19 protein-coding genes are annotated in these 18,919 nt (G+C 68.6%); 6 read left to right on the top strand and 13 right to left on the bottom strand.

Going from position 1 to position 18,919, the window contains the following annotated elements; genetic code table 11:
- The first annotated feature begins 58 nt into the window (after window positions 1–58).
- Window positions 59–952: a LysR family transcriptional regulator gene (locus RSO68_RS05030; RefSeq protein WP_315585662.1), complete on the top strand. Its 894-nt coding sequence runs from the start codon at window positions 59–61 to the stop codon at window positions 950–952.
- A 73-nt stretch (window positions 953–1,025) separates the two neighbouring features.
- Here RSO68_RS05030 and cdd read toward each other — a convergent pair whose 3' ends face one another.
- The 6 genes from cdd to RSO68_RS05000 form a co-directional block, all read right to left on the bottom strand.
- Window positions 1,026–1,445 carry a cytidine deaminase gene (gene cdd, locus RSO68_RS05025; protein ID WP_315585661.1) on the bottom strand — a complete coding sequence of 140 codons (420 nt, stop codon included), beginning with the start codon at window positions 1,443–1,445 and terminating at the stop codon, window positions 1,026–1,028.
- Window positions 1,442–2,176 carry a purine-nucleoside phosphorylase gene (gene deoD / locus RSO68_RS05020; protein WP_315585660.1) on the bottom strand — a complete coding sequence of 245 codons (735 nt, stop codon included), beginning with the start codon at window positions 2,174–2,176 and terminating at the stop codon, window positions 1,442–1,444. The genes cdd and deoD overlap by 4 nt, the downstream gene beginning before the upstream one ends.
- Complete coding sequence (locus RSO68_RS05015) at window positions 2,176–3,459, bottom strand: phosphopentomutase (protein WP_315585659.1); 1,284 nt, start codon at window positions 3,457–3,459, stop codon at window positions 2,176–2,178. Before RSO68_RS05015 ends, deoD begins: the two co-directional genes overlap by 1 nt.
- Complete coding sequence (deoA, locus tag RSO68_RS05010; RefSeq protein ID WP_315585658.1) at window positions 3,456–4,811, bottom strand: thymidine phosphorylase; 1,356 nt, start codon at window positions 4,809–4,811, stop codon at window positions 3,456–3,458. The genes RSO68_RS05015 and deoA overlap by 4 nt, the downstream gene beginning before the upstream one ends.
- Complete coding sequence (gene deoC, locus RSO68_RS05005; RefSeq protein WP_315585657.1) at window positions 4,811–5,578, bottom strand: deoxyribose-phosphate aldolase; 768 nt, start codon at window positions 5,576–5,578, stop codon at window positions 4,811–4,813. Before deoC ends, deoA begins: the two co-directional genes overlap by 1 nt.
- An 89-nt stretch (window positions 5,579–5,667) precedes the next feature.
- The gene (locus RSO68_RS05000) at window positions 5,668–6,939 is read right to left on the bottom strand and encodes a NupC/NupG family nucleoside CNT transporter (RefSeq protein ID WP_089851843.1); all 1,272 of its coding nucleotides are present in this window, start codon (window positions 6,937–6,939) and stop codon (window positions 5,668–5,670) included.
- Between the two features lie 191 nt (window positions 6,940–7,130).
- Here RSO68_RS05000 and RSO68_RS04995 point away from each other — a divergent pair, with 191 nt between their 5' ends.
- Together RSO68_RS04995 and RSO68_RS04990 are read left to right on the top strand one after the other, a co-directional pair.
- The gene (locus RSO68_RS04995; protein WP_089851845.1) at window positions 7,131–7,880 is read left to right on the top strand and encodes a DeoR/GlpR family DNA-binding transcription regulator; all 750 of its coding nucleotides are present in this window, start codon (window positions 7,131–7,133) and stop codon (window positions 7,878–7,880) included.
- 124 nt (window positions 7,881–8,004) lie between these two features.
- Entirely contained in the window at window positions 8,005–8,688 is a 684-nt protein-coding gene (locus tag RSO68_RS04990) for a CBS domain-containing protein (RefSeq protein ID WP_315585656.1), read from the top strand.
- A 123-nt stretch (window positions 8,689–8,811) separates the two neighbouring features.
- Here the strand turns inward: RSO68_RS04990 and RSO68_RS04985 are convergent, their stop codons facing one another.
- Window positions 8,812–9,948: an aminotransferase class V-fold PLP-dependent enzyme gene (locus RSO68_RS04985; protein WP_089851850.1), complete on the bottom strand. Its 1,137-nt coding sequence runs from the start codon at window positions 9,946–9,948 to the stop codon at window positions 8,812–8,814.
- A gap of 99 nt (window positions 9,949–10,047) precedes the next feature.
- Entirely contained in the window at window positions 10,048–10,866 is an 819-nt protein-coding gene (locus RSO68_RS04980; RefSeq protein WP_089851852.1) for an IclR family transcriptional regulator, read from the bottom strand.
- A gap of 239 nt (window positions 10,867–11,105) precedes the next feature.
- On the opposite strand from RSO68_RS04980, the gene xsc reads away from it, so the two are divergent.
- The 3 genes from xsc to RSO68_RS04965 all read left to right on the top strand — a co-directional run bounded on the left by xsc (window position 11,106) and on the right by RSO68_RS04965 (window position 14,948).
- On the top strand, window positions 11,106–12,926 hold the full coding sequence (gene xsc, locus RSO68_RS04975) for a sulfoacetaldehyde acetyltransferase (RefSeq protein ID WP_315585655.1): 1,821 nt from the start codon (window positions 11,106–11,108) through the stop codon (window positions 12,924–12,926).
- A 103-nt stretch (window positions 12,927–13,029) separates the two neighbouring features.
- The gene (gene pta / locus RSO68_RS04970; protein WP_315585654.1) at window positions 13,030–14,064 is read left to right on the top strand and encodes a phosphate acetyltransferase; all 1,035 of its coding nucleotides are present in this window, start codon (window positions 13,030–13,032) and stop codon (window positions 14,062–14,064) included.
- Between the two features lie 134 nt (window positions 14,065–14,198).
- Window positions 14,199–14,948, top strand: a complete 750-nt coding sequence (locus tag RSO68_RS04965; RefSeq protein ID WP_315585653.1) for a sulfite exporter TauE/SafE family protein — start codon at window positions 14,199–14,201, stop codon at window positions 14,946–14,948.
- Window positions 14,949–14,968: 20 nt separating this feature from the next.
- Here the strand turns inward: RSO68_RS04965 and RSO68_RS04960 are convergent, their stop codons facing one another.
- From RSO68_RS04960 to RSO68_RS04940, 5 genes are read right to left on the bottom strand one after another with little or no spacing between them, the layout of a single operon-like run.
- Complete coding sequence (locus tag RSO68_RS04960) at window positions 14,969–15,343, bottom strand: Lin0512 family protein (protein ID WP_315585652.1); 375 nt, start codon at window positions 15,341–15,343, stop codon at window positions 14,969–14,971.
- Window positions 15,336–15,689: a Lin0512 family protein gene (locus tag RSO68_RS04955; protein WP_089852447.1), complete on the bottom strand. Its 354-nt coding sequence runs from the start codon at window positions 15,687–15,689 to the stop codon at window positions 15,336–15,338. Before RSO68_RS04955 ends, RSO68_RS04960 begins: the two co-directional genes overlap by 8 nt.
- Window positions 15,690–15,704: 15 nt before the next feature.
- Window positions 15,705–16,073: a cupin domain-containing protein gene (locus tag RSO68_RS04950; protein WP_089852449.1), complete on the bottom strand. Its 369-nt coding sequence runs from the start codon at window positions 16,071–16,073 to the stop codon at window positions 15,705–15,707.
- A 33-nt stretch (window positions 16,074–16,106) separates the two neighbouring features.
- Entirely contained in the window at window positions 16,107–17,837 is a 1,731-nt protein-coding gene (locus RSO68_RS04945; RefSeq protein ID WP_315585651.1) for a cobaltochelatase CobT-related protein, read from the bottom strand.
- A complete protein-coding gene (locus tag RSO68_RS04940) occupies window positions 17,834–18,814 on the bottom strand; it encodes an AAA family ATPase (RefSeq protein WP_315585650.1) in 981 nt (326 codons plus the stop codon). The genes RSO68_RS04945 and RSO68_RS04940 overlap by 4 nt, the downstream gene beginning before the upstream one ends.
- Window positions 18,815–18,919: the final 105 nt, after the last annotated feature.

Below are 18,919 nucleotides of genomic sequence, written 5' to 3'. Positions count from 1 at the left end.
GTAAAATCAAAACACCTTTACGATATTGACAATAGTGTGGCGGCCATGGGGAGGACACATGCAGAGTCGAACCGAGGACCTTCAGCTATTGGTGGCCGTGGTCGACAGCGGGGGCTTCAGTGCGGCGGCGCGGGTGGCGGAGGTGCCGGTCGCCAAGGTATCGCGCGCCGTGCAGCGCCTGGAGCAGCAGCTCGACACCCCCTTGCTTAATCGCACCACGCGCAGCGTGACCTTGACCAGCGAAGGTCGCGCCTTCGTCGAGCGGGTGCGGGAGGGGCTCGCCGTGCTGGCGCAGGCGGAGGAGCAGACGCGCTTGAGCCGGGAGCGGCCCAACGGTCGACTGCGGGTGGATGCGGCTACGCCTTTCGTGTTGCATCAGCTGGTGCCCTTGATCGGGGCGTTTCGCGAGCATTATCCGGGGATCGAGCTGGAGCTGTCGGCGTCGGATAACATCATCAACCTGCTCGAGCAGCGCACGGATGTCGCGATTCGCATCGGTGACCTGGAGGATTCCACCCTGCATGCCCGCCCGCTGGGTCGCTCCCCCCTGCAGCTGGTCGCCAGTCCGCCGTACCTGGAGCGCCACGGTGTGCCGGTCAGTCCCGCGGCGCTGCGCGATCATCAGTTGCTGGGGTTTCTGAATGCCTACAATCTCAATCGCTGGCCGGTGGAGGGGCTGACCCAGGAGGGCGCCAATATCCGGTCACAGCTGAGCACCTCCAGCGGGGAGGTCATACGACAGCTGTGCTTGGCCGGCGAGGGGATCGCCTGCCTATCGCGCTTCATGATTCAGGACGATCTCGTCCAGGGGCGGCTGGTGACCCTGATGGCGGATCGCATGATCAGCCCCAATCCACGGGAATCGATCCAGGCCGTCTACTACCGCAACACGGCTCTGTCGGGGCGGATCGGTGCCTTTCTAGATTTTATGGCGCCACGGCTTAGGCTTTGATCGCGCTGAGTGATGACCATCGACACATGCCCGATATCGTGGGGTGGAGATGTGCCGAGTCAGGCCTCTGCTGCTAGAGCATCAGGTTCTCGGGACCGAAGGAGTCCGGCAGCAGCGCCTCCATGGTGTAGTCGCGCAGCAGCCGGCCGTCGGCGTCGACCACCCGGATGCGGGTCTCGGGGGTAGCGAACTCGCGGATGCGCTGGCGGCAGTCGCCGCAGGGCGTGCAGAGATGCTCGCCCGGGCCGATCACGTAGACCTCGCGCAGCTCGCGCTCGCCGGCGCTGACCAGGGCGGCGATGGCCGAGGCCTCGGCGCAGAGCCCCTTGTAGTGGGCGACCTCGACGTTGGCGCCGGCGTAGCGCCTCCCGCTCTCGCCGATCACCAGCGCGCCGACCGGATGGCGCGAGTAGGGCGCATAGGCGCGCTCGCGCACGGCGATCAGCGCCGCCACGATGCCCGTGTCGAGGGCCTGCTGGTCGGTCTGGCTCATCGGTTGGTCTCCTGGGCCTGGTCATCGCGCAGCACGCTGTCCAGCGCGATCTTCATCATCTCGTCGAAGGTGGTGGCGCGCGCCTCGCTGGAGAGTGACTCCCCCTTGAGGATGTGATCCGACACCGTGCAGATGGTCGCGGCCCGGGCGCCGAACTCGGCGGCCACGCCATAGAGGCCGGCGGCCTCCATCTCCACGCCGACGATGCCGTAGCGCTTGAGCAGCTCGGCGGTCTCGGGGCGCGGGTCGTAGAAGAGATCCGCCGAGAAGAGGTTGCCCACCTTCACCGGCACGCCCAGCGCCGCCGCCGCGTCCGCCGCGTGACGGGTCAGGTCGAAGTCGGCGGTGGCGGCGAAGTCCATGCCGGCGAAGCGCGTGCGGTTGACGCCGGAATCGGTGCAGGCGCCCAGGCCGATCACCACGTCGCGCACCGCCACGTCGTCGCGCACCGCGCCGCAGGAGCCGACCCGAATCAGCCGCTTGACGCCGTACTCGGTGATCAGCTCCTTGGCATAGATCGACACCGACGGGATGCCCATGCCGTGGCCCATCACCGAGATCGGTCGGCCCCGGTAGGTGCCGGTGAAGCCGGACATGTTGCGCACGGTGTTCACCTCGCGCACCTGTTCGAGGAAGGTCTCGGCGATGTAGCGCGCGCGCAGCGGGTCGCCGGGCATCAGCACGGTATCGGCGAAGTCGCCGCGTTCGGCGTTGATATGGGGCGTGGCCATCACAAGGCTCCTGTGTCAGCGGGTCGCAGAAAGCGTTTCGCGGCACCGGGAAGAAAGCTCTCGCCGTCTTCCATGGGCGGCAGGCCCAGGTGTACCGCCAGGCTCTGGCCGATATCGGCGAAGCTCGCCCGCGCGCCCAGCGAGCCGGGTTTGATCCCGGCGCCGAGTGCCAGCACCGGGATGTGCTCGCGGGTGTGATCGGTGCCGGCCCAGGTGGGGTCGCAGCCGTGGTCGGCGGTGAGGATCAGCAGGTCGTCTTTCTCGAGCTTTTCCAGCAGCTCCGGCAGCCGGGCATCGAAGGCCTCCAGCGCCGCGGCGTAGCCCGCCACGTCGCGGCGATGGCCGTAGAGCATGTCGAAGTCGACGAAGTTGGTCATGATCAGCGCGCGCTCGCCGGCCTCATTCATGGCCGCCAGGGTGGCGTCCATCAGGGCGTCGTGGCCGCTCGCCTTGAGGGTGCGGGTAATCCCGCAGTGGGCATAGATGTCGGCGATCTTGCCGATCGCCACCACGTTGCCGCCGTCGTCATGAAGCCGCTGCAGCACCGTGGGGGCGGGCGGCTCGACGCTGTAGTCGCGGCGGTTGGCGGTGCGGGCGAAGCTCGCGGCATCGGCGCCCGCGAACGGGCGCGCGATCACCCGGCCGATGTTGTAGGGCTCGAGCAGTCGCCGGGCGATCTCGCATACCTCGTAGAGGCGCTCTAGCCCGAAGGCCTCCTCGTGGGCGGCGATCTGGAACACCGAGTCCGCCGAGGTGTAGACGATGGGCTTGCCGCTCTCGACGTGGGCCTCGCCGAGCCGGGCGATCACCTCGGTGCCCGAGGCGTGGCAGTCGCCGAGCACGCCGGGCAGCTCGGCCTCCTCGATCAGGGCGCCCAAGAGCTCGGCGGGAAAGCTCTGCTCGCGATCCGGGAAATAGCCCCAGTCGAAGCGCACCGGCACGCCGGCGATCTCCCAGTGGCCGGAGGGGGTATCCTTGCCCGAGGAGAGTTCCCGGGCGTGACCGTAGGCGCCAACGACCTCGTCCGGCGCCGCGACGCCCTCGGCCCAGTTACCGGTGCTCTCGCGGTGGGCATGGAAGAGCCCGAGCCGGGCGAGGTTCGGCAGCGCGAGCGGGCCCTGGCGGCCCGGGCCGTCTGCGTCTGCGGCGAGGTTGGCCTCGCCCCGGGCGCAGGCGGCGGCGATATGGCCCAGGGTGTCGGCGCCGGCATCGCCGAAGCGCTCGGCATCCTGCGTGGCGCCGATGCCGAAGGAGTCGAGGACCAGCACGATGGCGCGGCTCATGGCACCTCCCGACGGATCACGTCGTGGGTCAGTGGGGGCAGGGCGATCCGCTCGTCGCCGACGCGCATGGCGTCGCGCAGCTGTCGCCCGGCGGTTTCAGCATCGTCCACGCTGGCGGCATGAACCAGCGCCAGGGGGCGGTGGCCGTCGACGGCTTCCCCGAGCGAGGCGATGCGCGAGAGGCCGACGGCGGGGTCGATGGCCGCGCCCGGCGTGCGGCGCCCGCCGCCGAGCTCCACCACGGTGAGGCCCAGCGCGCGGGTGTCGATCGCCTGCACCCGCCCGGGCCGCTCGGCGTAGATGGCGCGCACCACCGGCGCCTCCGGCAGGTGGGCGGCGGGATGCTCGAGCAGGTCGCTCGGCCCGCCGAGGCCCGCCACCATGCGCGCGAAGCGTTCGGCGGCCGCCCCGGAGGCGAGTGTTTCGTCCAGGCGCGCCAGGGCGGCCTCGTGAGAGTCGGCCAGGCGGCCGGCCATCAGCAGCTCGGCGGCCAGCCGGCGCGTCACCTGCAGCAGCCGGCCGTGGCGCTTCTCGCCGCTCAGCAGGCGGATCGCCTCGTGCACCTCCAGGGCATTGCCGGCGCGGGGCGCCAGCGGCTGGCTCATGTCGGTGACCATCGCCGTGGTGCGGGTGCCGGCGCGACTCGCCACCTCGGCGATGGTCGCGGCGAGCTCCCGGGCGGCGTCGGCGCTGGGCATGAAGGCGCCGCTGCCCACCTTGACGTCCATCACCAGGCCCTCGAGGCCGCAGGCGAGCTTCTTGCCGAGGATCGAGCTCACGATCAGCGGCAGCGACTCCACCGTGGCGGTGACGTCGCGCACCGCATAGAGGCGCCGGTCGGCCGGGGCGAGGTCGGCGGTCTGGCCGATGATCGCCACGCCGACCTCGCGCACCAGGCGGCGGAAGGTGGCGGTGTCGGGGCTCACCGAGTAGCCGGGGATCGCCTCGAGCTTGTCCAGGGTGCCGCCGGTGTGACCCAGGCCCCGCCCGGAGACCATCGGCACGTGGCCGCCGCAGGCGGCGATCCAGGGCCCCAGCACCAGCGAGACCAGATCGCCCACGCCGCCGGTGGAGTGCTTGTCGAGCACCGGCCCCGGGAGGTCGAGGCCGGACCAGTCGAGCACCTCGCCGGAGTCGCGGATCGCCTCGGTCAGCGCCACGGTCTCGTCGGCGTCCATGCCCTTGAGGAACACCGCCATGGCGAGCGCCCCCACCTGGGCATCGGAGAGCCGGCCGTCGCTGATGCCGGCGACCAGCTCATTGATCGCCGCGCGGTCGAGCGCGTGGCCGTCGCGCTTGGTCCGGATCAGCTCCTGGGGCAGCGACACAGAGGGCAGGGCGGCCGCGCTCATCAGGCGCCTCCGGCTTTCCCGGTATCGACCTCGAGGGTCGCGAGCAGGTCGTCGAGCAGGCTCGATGCGCCGAAGCGGAAGTGCGCCGGGGTGAGCCAGGCCACGCCCATCAGGCGCTCCGCGAGCTTCAGGTAGGCCAGGGCGTCCTCAACGGTGCGCACACCGCCGGCCGCCTTGAAGCCCGCGTCGCCGCCGTTGTCGCGGATCGCGGTCAGCATGATCTCGGCGGCCTCGAGGGTGGCGTTGACGGCCACCTTGCCGGTGGAGGTCTTGAGGAAGTCGGCGCCGCCTTCGAGGGCCAGCTCGCTGGCGCGGCGGATCAGCGCCGGGTCCTTGAGCTCACCGGTCTCGAGGATCACCTTGAGCACGGCATCGCCGGCGGCCTGCTTGCAGAAGGCGACCAGCTCGCGACCGGTCTCCTCGTCGCCGGCCAGCAGGGCGCGCCAGGGGAAGACCACGTCGATCTCATCGGCGCCGGACGCCGCGGCGCTGCGGGTCGCTCGGGCGGCGGCCATGATGTCGTCGCCGCCCGCGGGGAAGTTGGTGACCGTGGCCACCTTGACGATGCCCTGGAGGCCATGGGCCTTCAGCGCGCGCTGCGCGGTGACCACGAAGTCCGGGTAGACGCAGATCGCCGCCGGGGTGCCGGCGGGGGTCCTGGCGCGCTGGCAGAGGGCCTCGATGGTGGCGTCGGTATCGTCGTCGTTGAGGCTGGTGAGGTCCATCAGCGCCAGGGCCTGGCGGGCGGCCTGCTGCAGTTCGGTCATGGGGGCTCCGGTATGGCGAGAGAGTGCGTGAAAAATGCAAGCGTCATAGTGCCGTCGTCGCCCGCCGCAGAGGGCCGACGACGGCGCGGTCAGGCGGCGGCCAGGGCCAGGAAGAAGCCGGCCAGAGACGCCGACATCAGGTTCGAGAGGGTGCCGGCCAGCACCGCCTTGAGGCCGAAGCGGGCGATCTCGTGGCGGCGGCTCGGGGCGATGCTGCCCAGCCCCCCGAGCAGGATGGCGATCGAGGAGAGGTTGGCGAAGCCGCACAGGGCGAAGGAGAGGATCGCCATGGTGTGGGGCGTCATGACCTGCCCGGTGGCGGCCACCAGCTGCTCACCCTCAAGGTAGGGGGCGAGATTGATGTAGGCCACGAACTCGTTGACCACCAGCTTCTGGCCGATGAACGAGCCGGCGAGCGTCGCCTCCTCCCAGGGCACACCGAGCAGGAAGGCGAGCGGCGAGAAGAGCCAGCCGAGGATCAGCTCCAGGCTCAGCGATTCCATGCCGAACCAGCCGCCGATGCCGCCGAGCATGCCGTTGAACAGGGCGATCAGGCCGATGAAGGCGAGCAGCATGGCGCCGACGTTGGCGGCCAGGCGCAGGCCGGAGCTGGCGCCGGCCGCGGCGGCGTCCAGCACGTTGCTCGGGCGGTCCTCGTCCTCCTCGAGGCGCTCCTCCACCTCGGAGACGCTGTCCTCCGGCTGCTGGGTCTCGGGCATCAGCAGCTTGGCGAACAGCAGCCCGCCGGGCGCCGCCATGAAGGAGGCCGCCACCAGATACTCCATGGGGATGCCCAGGGCGGCGTAGCCGGCCAGCACCGAGCCGGCCACCGAGGCGAGCCCGCCGCACATCACCGCGAACAGCTGCGACGGGGTCATGCGGGCGATGAAGGGACGCACCACCAGCGGCGCCTCGGTCTGGCCGACGAAGATGTTGGCGGTGGCGGAGAGCGATTCGGTGCGTGAGGTGCCCAGTGCCTTCTGCAGGGCGCCGCCGAGGATGCGGATCACCCACTGCATGATGCCCAGGTAGTAGAGCACGGCGGTCAGCGAGGAGAAGAAGATGATCACCGGCAGCACCTTGATGGCGAAGACGAAGCCGGTGGCTTCGACGTCGGCCAGGCCGCCGAACACGAAGTCGATGCCGTCGTTGGCGTAGAGCACCACCTGGCTGACCGCGCCAGAGACGCTGGCAAGCACCGCCTGGCCGACCGGCACGTAGAGCACGAAGGCGCCGATGCCGGCCTGGATGGCGAAGGCGCCCAGCACGGTGCGCAGGCGAATCGCGCGGCGGTCTGAGGAGAACAGCAGGGCGATGGCGATCAGGGTCGCCATGCCGACCACGCTCATGAAGAGGGTCATGGGGCACCTATCCGATGGGGCGGCCTGGAGGGCAGGCATGCGGGTGAATGTGACGCGCGAGTGTGAGGTGAAAACTATCACATTCGATGTTATTTTTTTAACATTTTCAGCCCTCATTTCAGCCCTCATGGCCGCTACCGAAAGCCCGGCAACGACGTGTCGGCAAGGGGGCATCAGGAGAGCCTGAGCAGATGAACGAACGCAGTGTCCGGCGCCTCGCCCGGCTGAGTGAGGCCCTTGCCCATGGCGGCAGCCTGCGGCTTTCCGAGGCCGCCGTACTGTGCGGCGTCTCCGCGATGACCATCCGCCGCGACCTGGCCGCCGCCGAGAGTGGCTTGCAGCTGATGGGGGGGCACCTGGTGCGCAGCGACGATCCGCGCTATGCGCCGGTCTACGACCTGGATGCCCAGCAGGACCGCCACGCCGCGGCCAAGCGCCGACTCTGCCGGCGGGCGCTCGAGCGCATCGCGCCCGGCGATACGCTGTTCATCGACTGCGGGACGACCCTGATGCCCCTCGCCGCGGGCCTGCCGCATGACCAGTCGCTGACCGTGGTGACCTACGCCCTCAACGTGGCCGAGGCGGTGAGCCTGCTCCCGGGGGTGCGCCTGATTCTCTTGGGCGGACTCTATCACGGCTCGTCGCGCTCCTTCGCCGATGACGAGGTGGATGCCGCCATCCGCCGTCTCGGCATCAACCAGGCCTTCCTCTCCGCCGCGGGCGTGCACGAGCGCCAGGGCCTGAGCTGTTTTCACTTCCACGAGGTGGCGCCCAAGCAGGCGGCCATCGCCACCGCGGCCAGGCGCCTGCTGGTGGTGGACGAGAGCAAGCTCGGCGTCATCCGCCCGATGCGCTTCGCCGGGCTCGACGACATCGACGAGATCATCAGCGACGGCGAGGGTGCGCGGCGCCTCGCCGCGGGTGAGCCCGCCCGGCCGTAGGTGGGGGATGGCCTTGGGGAGCGTGGAAAGCTGTCCGGCATCAAGGCAGGGCGCGCAAAGGATTGCTAACTTGTAAGGCGACTCATCGAGAACAACGACTGCCCATCGTCTGGAGACACGCCCTATGCAAGCCGCAGATGTCATGACGACCAACGTGATCACCGTCACTCCCGACAGCGATGTCGGCGAGATCGCCAGCCTGCTGCTGGAGCACGGCATCAGCGCCGTGCCGGTGGTCGACGCCGACGACCGGGTCCTCGGCATCGTCAGCGAAGGAGACCTGATGGCGCGGATCGAGCCCGAGGAAGATCAGCGCCGCTCCTGGTGGCTCAAGCTCTTCAGCGCCGGCGGCGATGCCGCGGACTACGTGAAGACCCACGGGCGCAAGGCCGGCCAGATCATGACCGCCAACCCCCTCACCGTGGGCGAGAACGAGCCGCTGCACCACATCGCCTCGCTGCTCGAGAAGCGCCGCATCAAGCGGGTGCCGGTGGTGCGCGACGGCAAGCTGGTGGGCATCGTCAGCCGCTCCAACCTGCTGCGCGGCTTCTCCGTGGATCGCCAGTCGGCCGGCGGTGACGATGGCCGCGCGATCCGCGATGCCATCCTCAAGGAGGTCGACGAGAACACCGGCGTGATGGTTGATCGCATCAACGTCATCGTCGCCGATGGCAAGGTGCAGCTGTGGGGGCTCGTCGAGAGCAAGGAGCAGCGCTGGGCCGTGCAGGTCGCCGCGGAGAACATCGACGGCGTCAAGGAGGTCGAGAACAACCTGGGCTTCGTGCCGCGAGGCGTCGGGGCGGTCTGATCCTCGATTCTGAGCTCGTCTGTCGTTCGCGCAAGCTCGACACCAACGCCAGCGGGGCGGCCAAGAGGCCGCCCCGCTGTCTTTTACGTCATCCGCTGCGTGCCGCGGCGGCGGACCGCGGCATTACGCCTCGGCGGCCTGCACCTTGGCAAGCGCCGCCTCCAGGCTCTCCAGGGTGCGCTCCGGGTGGTGGAGCTTGTCGAGGCCGAACAAGCCGATGCGGAAGGTCCGGAAGTGTTCGCCCTCGTCGCACATCAGCGGCACGCCGGCGGCGACCTGAACGCCGGCCTCGAGGAACTTGGCGACGATCGCCTCGTCATCGGCGTAGCTTACCACCACGCCCGGCGCCTCGAAGCCCGGCGCGGCCACGCTCTTGTAGCCGTGCTTGGCGAGCATCTCGCGCACCAGGCGGCCGACCTCGCGCTGCTCCTCGTAGACGCGATCGAAGCCGTACTGCCGAGTCTCGTTCATCACGTCGCGCAGCTGGCGCAGGCCGTCGGTGGGCAGGGTGGCGTGGTAGGCGTGCCCGCCGCCCTCGTAGGTCTCCATGATCGAGAGCCACTTCTTCAGGTCGCAGGCGAAGCTGGTGCTGGTGGTCTCCTCGATGATCTCGCGCGCCTGGCGAGAGAGCATGACCATGCCGCAGCAGGGGCTGCCGCTCCAGCCCTTCTGGGGGGCGCTGACCAGCACGTCGACGCCGACGTCCTGCATGTCGACCCACAGGGTGCCGGAGGCGATGCAGTCGAGCACCAGCAGGCCGCCCTGGTCGTGGATGGCGTCGGCGATCTTCTGCAGGTAGTCGTCCGGCAGCAGCATGCCCGAGGAGGTCTCGACATGGGGCGCGAAGACGATGTCCGGCTGCTGCTCGCGGATCGCCTCGACCACGTCCTCGATGGGCGGCGGCGCGAAGGGCGAGGTGACGTCGTCATCGTCCAGCCGGCGGGCCTTGAGCACGTTGACGTCGGAGGGGATCTTGCCCATCGACAGGATCTGGCTCCAGCGGTAGCTGAACCAGCCGTTGCGGATCACCAGGCAGCGGCGGTCCTTGGCGAACTGTCGCGCCACGGCTTCCATGGCGAAGGTGCCGCTACCGGGCACGATGACCGTCGAGTGCGCGTGGTAGACCTCCTTCAGCGTGGCGGACACGTCGCACATCACGCCCTGGAAGCTCTTCGACATGTGGTTCAGTGCGCGATCGGTATAGACCACCGAGTACTCGAGCAGTCCATCGGGGTCGACATCGGGTAGCAGTCCGGCCATTGCGGTCTCCCTGTTGTGGTTCGGGCCATTGCGTATGCCCCAGAGCATATTCGCAATCACGCGCTCAGGCCAGCCAGTGGCGCCCCATCGGCTATTGGCTCAGCGATCACCGGCGGCGGCCTGGGCGGCGTCGGACAGCGCCTCGCGATTGATGGCGGCGATCTGCTCGGCGGCACGCTGCAGGGCCGGCAGGCACGCAAGCGCCTTGTCGCGGGTCATGCGCATGATCGGCGCCTGGATCGCTAGGCCGGTATTCGAGGGGCCGTCGGGGTTGGGCGCCAGCACCGCGATGCACAGGAGCCCCGGCAGGAACTCCTCGTCGTCGAAGGCATAGCCCTGGCGGCGCACGGCCTCGATCTCGGCCTCGAGGGCCTCGGGATCGATGAGGGTGTTGCGCGTGAAGCTCTCCAACGACAGCTCATTGAGCAGTCGCCGACGCTGGGCGGGCGCCATCTGGGCGAGGAAGAGCTTGCCGCTGGCCGAGCAGTGCACCGGCACCCGGGAACCGGGGTGCAGATAGAAGCGCAGCGGTGCCGAGGTCTCCACACGATCGAGATAGAGCACCTCGCCGCCGGAGAGCGCGGTGATGTTGCAGCTCTCGCCGACCTCATCGACCAGCTTCCTCAATACCGCATGGCGGGCCCCGTGCACGGTGTCGTTGAGCAACAGCGACTCGGCCAGGCGGCGAAGGCGGCTGCCCTTGCTGTAGTGGCGGCCGTCGGCCTCGCGCTGCAGCATGCCCGAGGTCTCGAGCTGCTGGAGCATGCGATGCAGGGTGGGCTTGGGCAGGCCGGTCTCCTCGACCATGCCCTGCAGCGTGAAGAACTGGTCCTTCCCCGCGATCACCTCCAGCAGAGCCAGCAGGCGCTGTGCCGGCGTATCGCCCTCGAGGCGGCTCATCTCGGATTTGGTCGTCATATCGGCTCTCCCTTTGGTCTCAAGGTAATTTGTTCCCGAAAAGAAATCAATTTGTACCGTTTTATGGAATTTTGTTGACGGGCCGTCGGTGGAGCGCTACGTTTTGGTCAGGTTCCATATATCGGAACCCCTGGTATTAAAAACAAAGACCCGGTATCAAAAAACGAATACTCAGATCGAAAAACAATGAGCTGACGCGAATACCAGATCCGTCACTCAGCGCTCCCGCGGAGGTTTCCATGAGCACCCAAGACACCACAGACACTCGCCAGGTCGTGACAGGCAAGCAGACGATGACCCCCTCGGAGGCCTTCGTGGAGACCCTGGTCGCCAACGGGGTGACCGACATGTTCGGCATCATGGGCTCGGCCTTCATGGACGCCATGGATATCTTCGCCCCGGCCGGCATCCGCCTGATCCCGGTGGTCCACGAGCAGGGCGCGGCGCACATGGCCGACGGCTATGCCCGCGTCTCCGGTCGTCACGGCACGGTGATCGGCCAGAACGGCCCCGGCATCTCCAACGCCGTGACCGGCATCGCCGCGGCCTACTGGGCGCACACCCCGGTGGTCATCGTCACCCCCGAGACCGGCACCACCGGCATCGGCCTGGGCGGCTTCCAGGAGTGCCACCAGCTGCCGATGTTCCAGGAGTTCACCAAGTACCAGGGCCACGTGACCCACCCGTCGCGCATGGCCGAGTACACCGGTCGCTGCTTCGACCGGGCGATGTCCGAGATGGGCCCGACCCAGCTCAACATCCCGCGCGACTACTTCTATGGCGAGATCGAATGCGAGATCCCGGAGCCCGCGCGCCTCGACCGCGGCCCGGGCGGCACCCGCACCCTCAACGAGGCCGCTGAACTGCTGGCCAACGCCGAGTTCCCGGTGATCGTCTCCGGCGGCGGGGTGGTGATGGCCGATGGCGTCGACGCCTGCAAGGCGCTGGCCGAGCGACTCGGCGCGCCGGTGGTCAACAGCTACCAGCACAACGACTCCTTCCCGGCCAGCCACCCGCTGTGGTGCGGCCCGCTGGGTTACCAGGGCTCCAAGGCCGGCATGAAGCTGATTGCCCAGGCCGACGTGGTGGTGGCGCTGGGCACCCGCCTGGGGCCGTTCGGCACCCTGCCGCAGCACGGCCTGGACTACTGGCCGAAGGACGCCAAGATCATCCAGATCGACGCCGACCACAAGATGCTGGGTCTGGTGAAGAAGATCGCCGTGGGCATCTGCGGCGACGCCAGGGACGCCGCCGAGGCGATCACCGAGCGCCTGGCCAGCCGTGACCTGGTGTGCGACGCCACCAAGGCCAAACGCGCAGACCAGATCGCCAGCGAGAAGGCCGCCTGGGAGCGCGAGCTCGACGAGTGGACCCACGAGAAGGACCCGTTCAGCCTCGACGCCATCGACGAGGCCCAGGGCGAGACGCCGTTCTCCGGCGGCGAGTACCTGCACCCGCGCCAGGTGCTGCGTGAGCTCGAGAAGGCCATGCCCGAGGACGCGATGGTGTCCACCGACATCGGCAACATCAACGCCGTGGCGCACAGCTACCTGCGCTTCGAGAAGCCGCGCAGCTTCTTCGCGCCGATGAGCTTCGGCAACTGCGGCTACGCCTTTCCCACCATGATCGGGGCCAAGGTGGCCGCGCCGGAGCGCCCGGGGATCGCCTACGCCGGTGACGGCGCCTGGGGCATGAGCCTGATGGAGACCATGACCGCGGTGCGTCACGAGATCCCGGTGACCGCGGTGGTGTTCCACAACCGCCAGTGGGGCGCCGAGAAGAAGAACCAGGTCGAGTTCTACAACCGCCGCTTCGTGGCCGGCGAGCTGGACAATCAGAGCTTCGCCGAGATCGGCCGGTCGATGGGCGCCGAGGGCATCACCGTGGATCGCCTCGAGGACGTGGGCCCGGCGCTGAAGAAGGCGGTGGACCTGCAGATGAACGAGGGCAAGACCTGCATCATCGAGATCATGTGCACCCGCGAGCTGGGCGACCCCTTCCGCCGCGATGCGCTGAAGAAGCCGGTGCGCCTGCTCGAGAAGTATCAGGACTACGTCTGATCGAACCGATTGTCGAATGTGCTGCAAGGGTTCCCCCGGCGCTGCCGGGGGCTTTTTTATCTGACGACTGCCGCGCCATGCGGCAGGCATGAGAGGCCATCCCATGAAAGCCTTGAATCAGATTCTCGAGCGCGCGCGCCGCGATCCCCGGCGCATCGTGCTCTGCGAAGGCGAGGACGAGCGCATCTTGAGCGCGGCCGCCAAGGCGGCGGAGCAGGGCATCGCCCGGATCATCCTGGTGGGAAGCCGCGCGGCGATCGGCGCGGCCGCCGAGCGCGTTGGGGTCGACCTGGCGGCGGTCGAGGTGATCGACCCGGCCGACTCGCCGTTGACCGACGAACTGGCCCAAGCGCTCCTGGCGCTGCGCGAGCAGAAGGGCATGACCCCGGAGCAGGCCGCGACGGCGATACGCGAGCCGCTCTGCTTCGCCAACATGCTGGTCCGCGAGGGCCATGCCGACGGCACCGTGGCGGGGGCGGTGAACACTACCGCCGATGTGGTGCGAAGCGCCATCCAGCTGCTGGGGCTGGCCCCGGGAAGCAAGCTGGTCTCGAGCTTCTTTCTGATGATGCTCTGCCAGCCCTTCCATAACCTCAAGGGCGGCATGATCTTCTCCGACTGCGGCCTGGTCATCGATCCCGACGCCGGCAAGCTCGCCCAGATCGCCATGGCTGCCGCCGACAGCGCCCAGGCGCTGCTCGACGAGGCGCCGCGGGTGGCCATGCTGTCGTTCTCGACCAGCGGCAGCGCCCGACATGGTGCCGTCGAGAAGGTCGTGCAGGCCGCCCGCGAGGTGAAGGCCGCCCGGCCAGCGCTCGCCATCGACGAAGACGTGCAGCTTGACGCCGCCATCGTGGCCGAGATCGCCGAGCGCAAGCTGCCCGACTCGAAGGTCAAGGGCAACGCCAACGTGCTGATCTTTCCGGACCTCGAGGCCGGCAACATCGGCTACAAGCTGGCCGAACGGATCGGCGGCGCCGAGGCCATCGGCCCACTGCTGCAAGGGCTGGCCAAGCCGGCCAACGACCTCTCCCGAGGCTGCGGCGTCGATGATGTCTTTCACGTGATCGCGGTGACCACGGTGCAGGCCCAGGCGGCCGGTGCAGAGCGAGCCGCGGCGGTCGATCAGGTGCCGTGAGCGCCGGGCCGTCGGTCATCGAGATCGACGTCGATGGTCGAACCGATGATGGAGAGCCGGTGATGGAGAGCCAGTGATGGAGAGCCAGTGATGGAGAGCCAGTGATGGAGAGCCAGTGATGGAGAGCCGATGAAATGACCCTCGAGGTACTCCTCTCATTTATCGCCATTGCCGCCATCGCCGGCTACTTCCAGACGGTGACCGGCTTCGGGCTGGGCATGATCGTGATGGGTGCGACCAGCGGGCTTGCCGTCGCGCCCGTGGCCTCGGTGGCGGCGGTGGTCAGCCTGATGATGCTGGCCAACAGTGCGGTGGCGCTGCCCGGCAAGCTGAAGCATCTCGACATGGCGGTGATCGGGGCCACGGTGCTTGGCATCGTACCGGCGACCGTGATCGGTGTGCTGCTGCTCGACGTGATGAGCGGCAGCGCCGAGAGCGTGCTGCGCATCGCCCTGGGCCTGCTGGTCTGCTACGGCGGGCTGAGCCTGGTACTGCGCCCCCGCCAGCGCGAGACCCTCTCCTCACGGGGCAGTTTCTTTATCAGCGGCGTGCTCTCGGGGCTCTGCGGCGGGCTCTTCGGCATCGCCGGGCCGCCGGTGATTTACCAGTGCTATCGCCAGCCGCTGCCGCCGGTGGCAATCCGCAACATGCTGATCCTGATGTTCGCGGCCACCTCGGGCATGCGCACCCTGTTCGTCGCCGCCACGGGCGGGCTGAATCTCGAGATCCTCACCCTTACCGCCTGGGCGATTCCCGTGGTGGCGCTGGTCACCTATGCCGGGCGGCGCTGGCCGCCCCGGTTGTCGCCCCTGGCCATGCGCCGGGTCGCCTTCGTCACGCTGTTGGTGATCGGCGGCGGGCTGATCCTCTCGGAGATGCTGTAAGACGCTCTAATCTCTACTTCCTACTCGGCCCCGTCGCAGAGCCGCCAGGCACCTTCCTCGAGGGGCAGCAGGGCGGCGATGGCCGCGGTGGCCACCACGTGAGTGGTCTCCTGCACGGGGTCGTGGACGTTGAGCCCGCCGTGCACCACGCTCACCTCGGCGCGGCCGCGAGGCAGCTCGGCCGCCACCACCGCGGCATCGACGCGCTCGGGTTCCTGCACGCCGATGGTCACCTGGACCCGCATCTCGCGGTGGTCGATGCCCAGCGACTTGAACAGCACGATGGAGGAGTGGTGCAGGGCGTCGTGCACGGCGCGACAGGCCGCCTTGGTGTAGTCCTCGCCGTAGAGGTCGTTGCCGCTGCCCATTTCCAGGATGATGCGACGCTCAGTCATGATCGGGCTCCATGTCGAAGGAGACGATGATGGCGGCGTTGGCGATCACGCTGGTGCCGCTGCCGTCGGGTTTATCCACGTCAAGCCCCCCCTTGACCAGGCGCACCGATGGCTGGCCGTAGGGGAAGATGCGAAGCAGGGCCGCCGGGTCGACGGCGGCGGGGTCCTGTACTCCGATCTCGACGTCGATCAGCATCGCCTCCTTGGGGAAGTCGAAGGCGTCGGCGACGTTCAGCGAGTTGTGCCACAGGGCATCGCGGATCGCCCGGGCGGCGGCCTCGGTGTAGTCGCGGCTGCGGATCGAGGTGCCCATGCCGAACTGGGTCACCATGCGGGTCTTGGCCATGCGCTCTCTCCGTCGTCAGTCGTGGCCGTGGTGGCGGATCACGAAGTGCTTGGTGGTCGTCTCGATCACCTCCCAGTATCCACGAAAGCCGTCGGGGATCAGGAAGGCGTCGCCAGTGCGGTAGGTCTGGGCGCTGCCGTCCTCGGCGATCAGCCGCACGTGGCCCTCGAGGATATAGCAGAACTCGTCGCGATCGGTGAAGGCGTGCCACTTGCCGGGGGTGCTGGTCCAGGTACCGGCGATCAGCTGGCCATCGGGGCTTGCGAAGTTCAGCGTGGCGTCGTGGTGCGGGTCGCCCTCGACCACGCGGTCCGGCAGGTCGGCCAGGCGCCGGTGGGTTTGCGTCTCGGGATCGTGGCCGATGTCGATGACCTTGACGGGCATGGGGCTCTCCTCTGGAAAGTCAGGCGTCGAGGATCAGCGCCGGTGGCGGCCGCCGATCAGCTCGACGATCTCGTCGAACAGATGGGTGTCCAGCGCCTGGGCCATGTCGGTGGCCAGGCAGCGGCGGTAGAAGGGGCTCAGGTCCAGGCCCACGCCCAGGCCCAGCACCTCCACCTGGCCCTCGCGGCTGCGCCGGGCGACGACCTCCTTGAGGTGGTTGTCCAGGTAGTAGGGGTCGTTGGCCAGGTTGGTGGCGCTGTCTGCCGGGCAGCCGTCCGAGATCACGATCAGGATGCGGCGGTTCTCGGGGCGGGCGAGCAGTCGCTCGCAGGCCCAGTCCACCGCCTCGCCGTCGATCCCCTCCCGGAACAGGTCGGGCTTGAGCAGGGCGGCGATGTCGGTGCGGGCGCGCCGCCAGCTGCGCTCGGCGTCCTTGAACACCATATGGCACACTTCGTTGAGGCGTCCCGGGCCGCGGGGACGCCCGCCGCTCATCCACGCCTTGTAGGCGCGGCCGCCGTTCCAGGCGCCGGTAGTGAAGCCGAGCAGCTCGGCGCTCGCCCCGATCATCTCCAGGGCGCGGATCAGGCTCTCGGCCATCATCGTCACCGGCATGGTGTGGTGCTTCATCGAGCCCGAGCAGTCGATCAGCAGGCTGACGGCGCAGTCGGTGCCGAGCTTCACCTGGTCGCGATAGAACAGGCGCCGCTCGGTGGGCGAGCTGACCAGCTGGGCGAGGCGCCGTCCGTCGATGCGCCCCTCCTCCTCGCCGAAGGAGCGGCCGTCGACGCGCGGCTCCCAGAGTACGCTGCCCAGCCGCCGGGCCAGGCGCGGCAGGTTGATGGCCTGCTCGGCGGTGGCCTGGTCGAGCCGCTCGCGGTTCTCGCGCAGCAGGGCGCGGCGCACCAGGCTGCCGGCGGCGACTTCGCGGTCGAAGCGGGTGGTGAAGACTCGATAGGCCAGGGCGGCGTCCTCGAAGGTCTTGCTGTGCCCGGTGGTGGCGGCCGAGATGCCGTCCTCGTTGCCCTCGCCGTCTTCGAGGTCGAGCAGCAGCGCGAAGGCATCGCTGGGCGCCTCCTCCGGCGCCTCGTCCTCGTCGCCCTCGGCCTGTTCCCGAGCGGCGCGCACCCGTTCGCCGACGATCCTGGCAACTTCCAAGGCATGATCCGCATAGCGACGTTGGTCTTGACGGTGCTGTCGAATGCCGCGCAGCGATGCTCCGAGCTCGGCGACCAGTGAGCCGCGCATGATCTCGATATGGTCTTCGATTTCCTCGGGAAGTTGCCGGCTCATCAGGCGCGACCAACAGATTTCGGCGACGGTATAGAGGAGCATCCCGAGGGAGCCTTCGGTGAGACCCGAGTCGACGAAGTCGCGAGACCAGTGTCGGAAACGCCGGTTCAGGTTGACGGCCATGCCCGGCATGTCGGCGGGGACCCGGGTCTCCACGCGCAGCTGCTCGAGCAGCTCGAAGACCAGCCGCTCGACCGGATCCGCCGGGCAGCGCGCGCGGTGCAGGGCCGGGTCGGAGTGGATCAGCCGCAGGGCCATGCCGTCGGCGGCGGCCCGGCAGTCGGCGAAGTCGTCCTGCTCGGGGTCGATGCGCAGGTGCGGCGCATGGGTCGGCAGGCGGCTTTCGCCTTGATAGAGGCGCCGGCCGCGGTAGTGCAGGTCGGCCCGGCCGGTCAGGGCGCGCAGGCTGGCCGCGCAGAGCTCTTCGATCCGCTGTTGACGGCGCGCCTGCTGCTGGGAGCTTTGGGTCATGACGCGGTCGCCTCCCGCATCCACGACTCGTCGAGCTCCTCGCCGAAGCAGCGCTGGTAGTACTCGGCGACGGTGGGCCGCTCGGCCTCGTCGCACTTGTTGAGAAAGGAGAGCCGGAAGGCCAGCGCCGGGTTGCGGAAGATCTCGCAGTTCTCGGCCCAGGTGATCACCGTGCGCGGCGACATCAGGGTAGAGAGGTCGCCGGCGGCGAAGCCCTGACGCGTCAGGTTGGCCACCGCCACCATCGAGGCGATCAGCTTGCGTCCCTTCTCGGTGTCCTTGCTGGGCACCCGGCCGAGCACGATGGCCGCCTCTTCCTCGCGGGGCAGGTAGTCGAGCTTGGCGACGATGTTCCAGCGATCCATCTGGGCGTGGTTGAGCACCTGGGTGCCCTGGTAGAGCCCGGACAGGTTACCCAGTCCCACGGTGTTGGCGGTGGCGAACAGCCGGAAGTAGGGGTGGGGATGGATGACCCGGTTCTGGTCGAGCAGCGTGAAGTGACCGTCGCGCTCGAGGATGCGCTGGATGACGAACATCACGTCCGGGCGGCCGGCATCGTACTCGTCGAAGATCAAGGCCACCGGTCGCTGCAGCGACCAGGGCACGATGCCCTCCTGGAACTCGGTGACCTGCACCCCGTCGCGGATCACGATAGCGTCCTTGCCGACCAGGTCGAGGCGGCTGATGTGGCCGTCCAGGTTGACCCGCATGCAGGGCCAGTTGAGGCGCGCCGCCACCTGTTCGATATGCGTCGACTTGCCGGTGCCGTGCAGCCCCTGGACCATCACCCGGCGATTGCGGGTGAAGCCGGCGAGGATCGCCAGGGTCACGTCGGGGTTGAAGCGATAGGCCTCGTCGACCTCGGGCACGTACTCGTCGCGCCAGCTGAAGGCGGGGACCTTCAGATCGCTGTCGATGCCGAAGAGCTCGCGCACCGACACCTGGATGTCGGGCTGGGCATTCATGGGGTCTGTCATCACCGTCTCCTCGGCCCGGGGACCGTTGACCTTGGGCGTCCCTGATCGAACCCGCTGGCAGGGGACGTTGCTGCCGGAGTGTTCAGTGAGCATAGATCAGTTTCG

The sequence above is a fragment of the Halomonas saccharevitans genome, from assembly GCF_032333995.1.
In the GTDB taxonomy this organism is placed as follows: Bacteria; Pseudomonadota; Gammaproteobacteria; order Pseudomonadales; family Halomonadaceae; genus Halomonas; species Halomonas saccharevitans.
The sequence above is the reverse complement of the archived record's forward strand: the minus strand, read 5'-3'. Positions and strand labels throughout refer to the sequence as shown.

What these genes read in the sequence shown, in the direction of transcription:
- RSO68_RS04985 (WP_089851850.1), bottom strand. Translation starts at nt 9,948, where the DNA reads ATGGCCGGACTGCTACCCGATGTCGACCCCGATGGACTGCTCGAGTAC.
- deoC (WP_315585657.1), bottom strand. Translation starts at nt 5,578, where the DNA reads ATGACCGAACTGCAGCAGGCCGCCCGCCAGGCCCTGGCGCTGATGGAC.
- pta (WP_315585654.1), top strand. Translation starts at nt 13,030, where the DNA reads ATGAAAGCCTTGAATCAGATTCTCGAGCGCGCGCGCCGCGATCCCCGG.
- RSO68_RS05000 (WP_089851843.1), bottom strand. Translation starts at nt 6,939, where the DNA reads ATGACCCTCTTCATGAGCGTGGTCGGCATGGCGACCCTGATCGCCATC.
- RSO68_RS04960 (WP_315585652.1), bottom strand. Translation starts at nt 15,343, where the DNA reads ATGACTGAGCGTCGCATCATCCTGGAAATGGGCAGCGGCAACGACCTC.
- deoD (WP_315585660.1), bottom strand. Translation starts at nt 2,176, where the DNA reads ATGGCCACGCCCCATATCAACGCCGAACGCGGCGACTTCGCCGATACC.
- RSO68_RS04955 (WP_089852447.1), bottom strand. Translation starts at nt 15,689, where the DNA reads ATGGCCAAGACCCGCATGGTGACCCAGTTCGGCATGGGCACCTCGATC.
- RSO68_RS04980 (WP_089851852.1), bottom strand. Translation starts at nt 10,866, where the DNA reads ATGACGACCAAATCCGAGATGAGCCGCCTCGAGGGCGATACGCCGGCA.
- RSO68_RS04990 (WP_315585656.1), top strand. Translation starts at nt 8,005, where the DNA reads ATGCAAGCCGCAGATGTCATGACGACCAACGTGATCACCGTCACTCCC.
- RSO68_RS05030 (WP_315585662.1), top strand. Translation starts at nt 59, where the DNA reads ATGCAGAGTCGAACCGAGGACCTTCAGCTATTGGTGGCCGTGGTCGAC.
- deoA (WP_315585658.1), bottom strand. Translation starts at nt 4,811, where the DNA reads ATGAGCGCGGCCGCCCTGCCCTCTGTGTCGCTGCCCCAGGAGCTGATC.
- RSO68_RS04940 (WP_315585650.1), bottom strand. Translation starts at nt 18,814, where the DNA reads ATGACAGACCCCATGAATGCCCAGCCCGACATCCAGGTGTCGGTGCGC.
- RSO68_RS04950 (WP_089852449.1), bottom strand. Translation starts at nt 16,073, where the DNA reads ATGCCCGTCAAGGTCATCGACATCGGCCACGATCCCGAGACGCAAACC.
- xsc (WP_315585655.1), top strand. Translation starts at nt 11,106, where the DNA reads ATGAGCACCCAAGACACCACAGACACTCGCCAGGTCGTGACAGGCAAG.
- RSO68_RS04945 (WP_315585651.1), bottom strand. Translation starts at nt 17,837, where the DNA reads ATGACCCAAAGCTCCCAGCAGCAGGCGCGCCGTCAACAGCGGATCGAA.
- RSO68_RS04965 (WP_315585653.1), top strand. Translation starts at nt 14,199, where the DNA reads ATGACCCTCGAGGTACTCCTCTCATTTATCGCCATTGCCGCCATCGCC.
- RSO68_RS05015 (WP_315585659.1), bottom strand. Translation starts at nt 3,459, where the DNA reads ATGAGCCGCGCCATCGTGCTGGTCCTCGACTCCTTCGGCATCGGCGCC.
- RSO68_RS04995 (WP_089851845.1), top strand. Translation starts at nt 7,131, where the DNA reads ATGAACGAACGCAGTGTCCGGCGCCTCGCCCGGCTGAGTGAGGCCCTT.
- cdd (WP_315585661.1), bottom strand. Translation starts at nt 1,445, where the DNA reads ATGAGCCAGACCGACCAGCAGGCCCTCGACACGGGCATCGTGGCGGCG.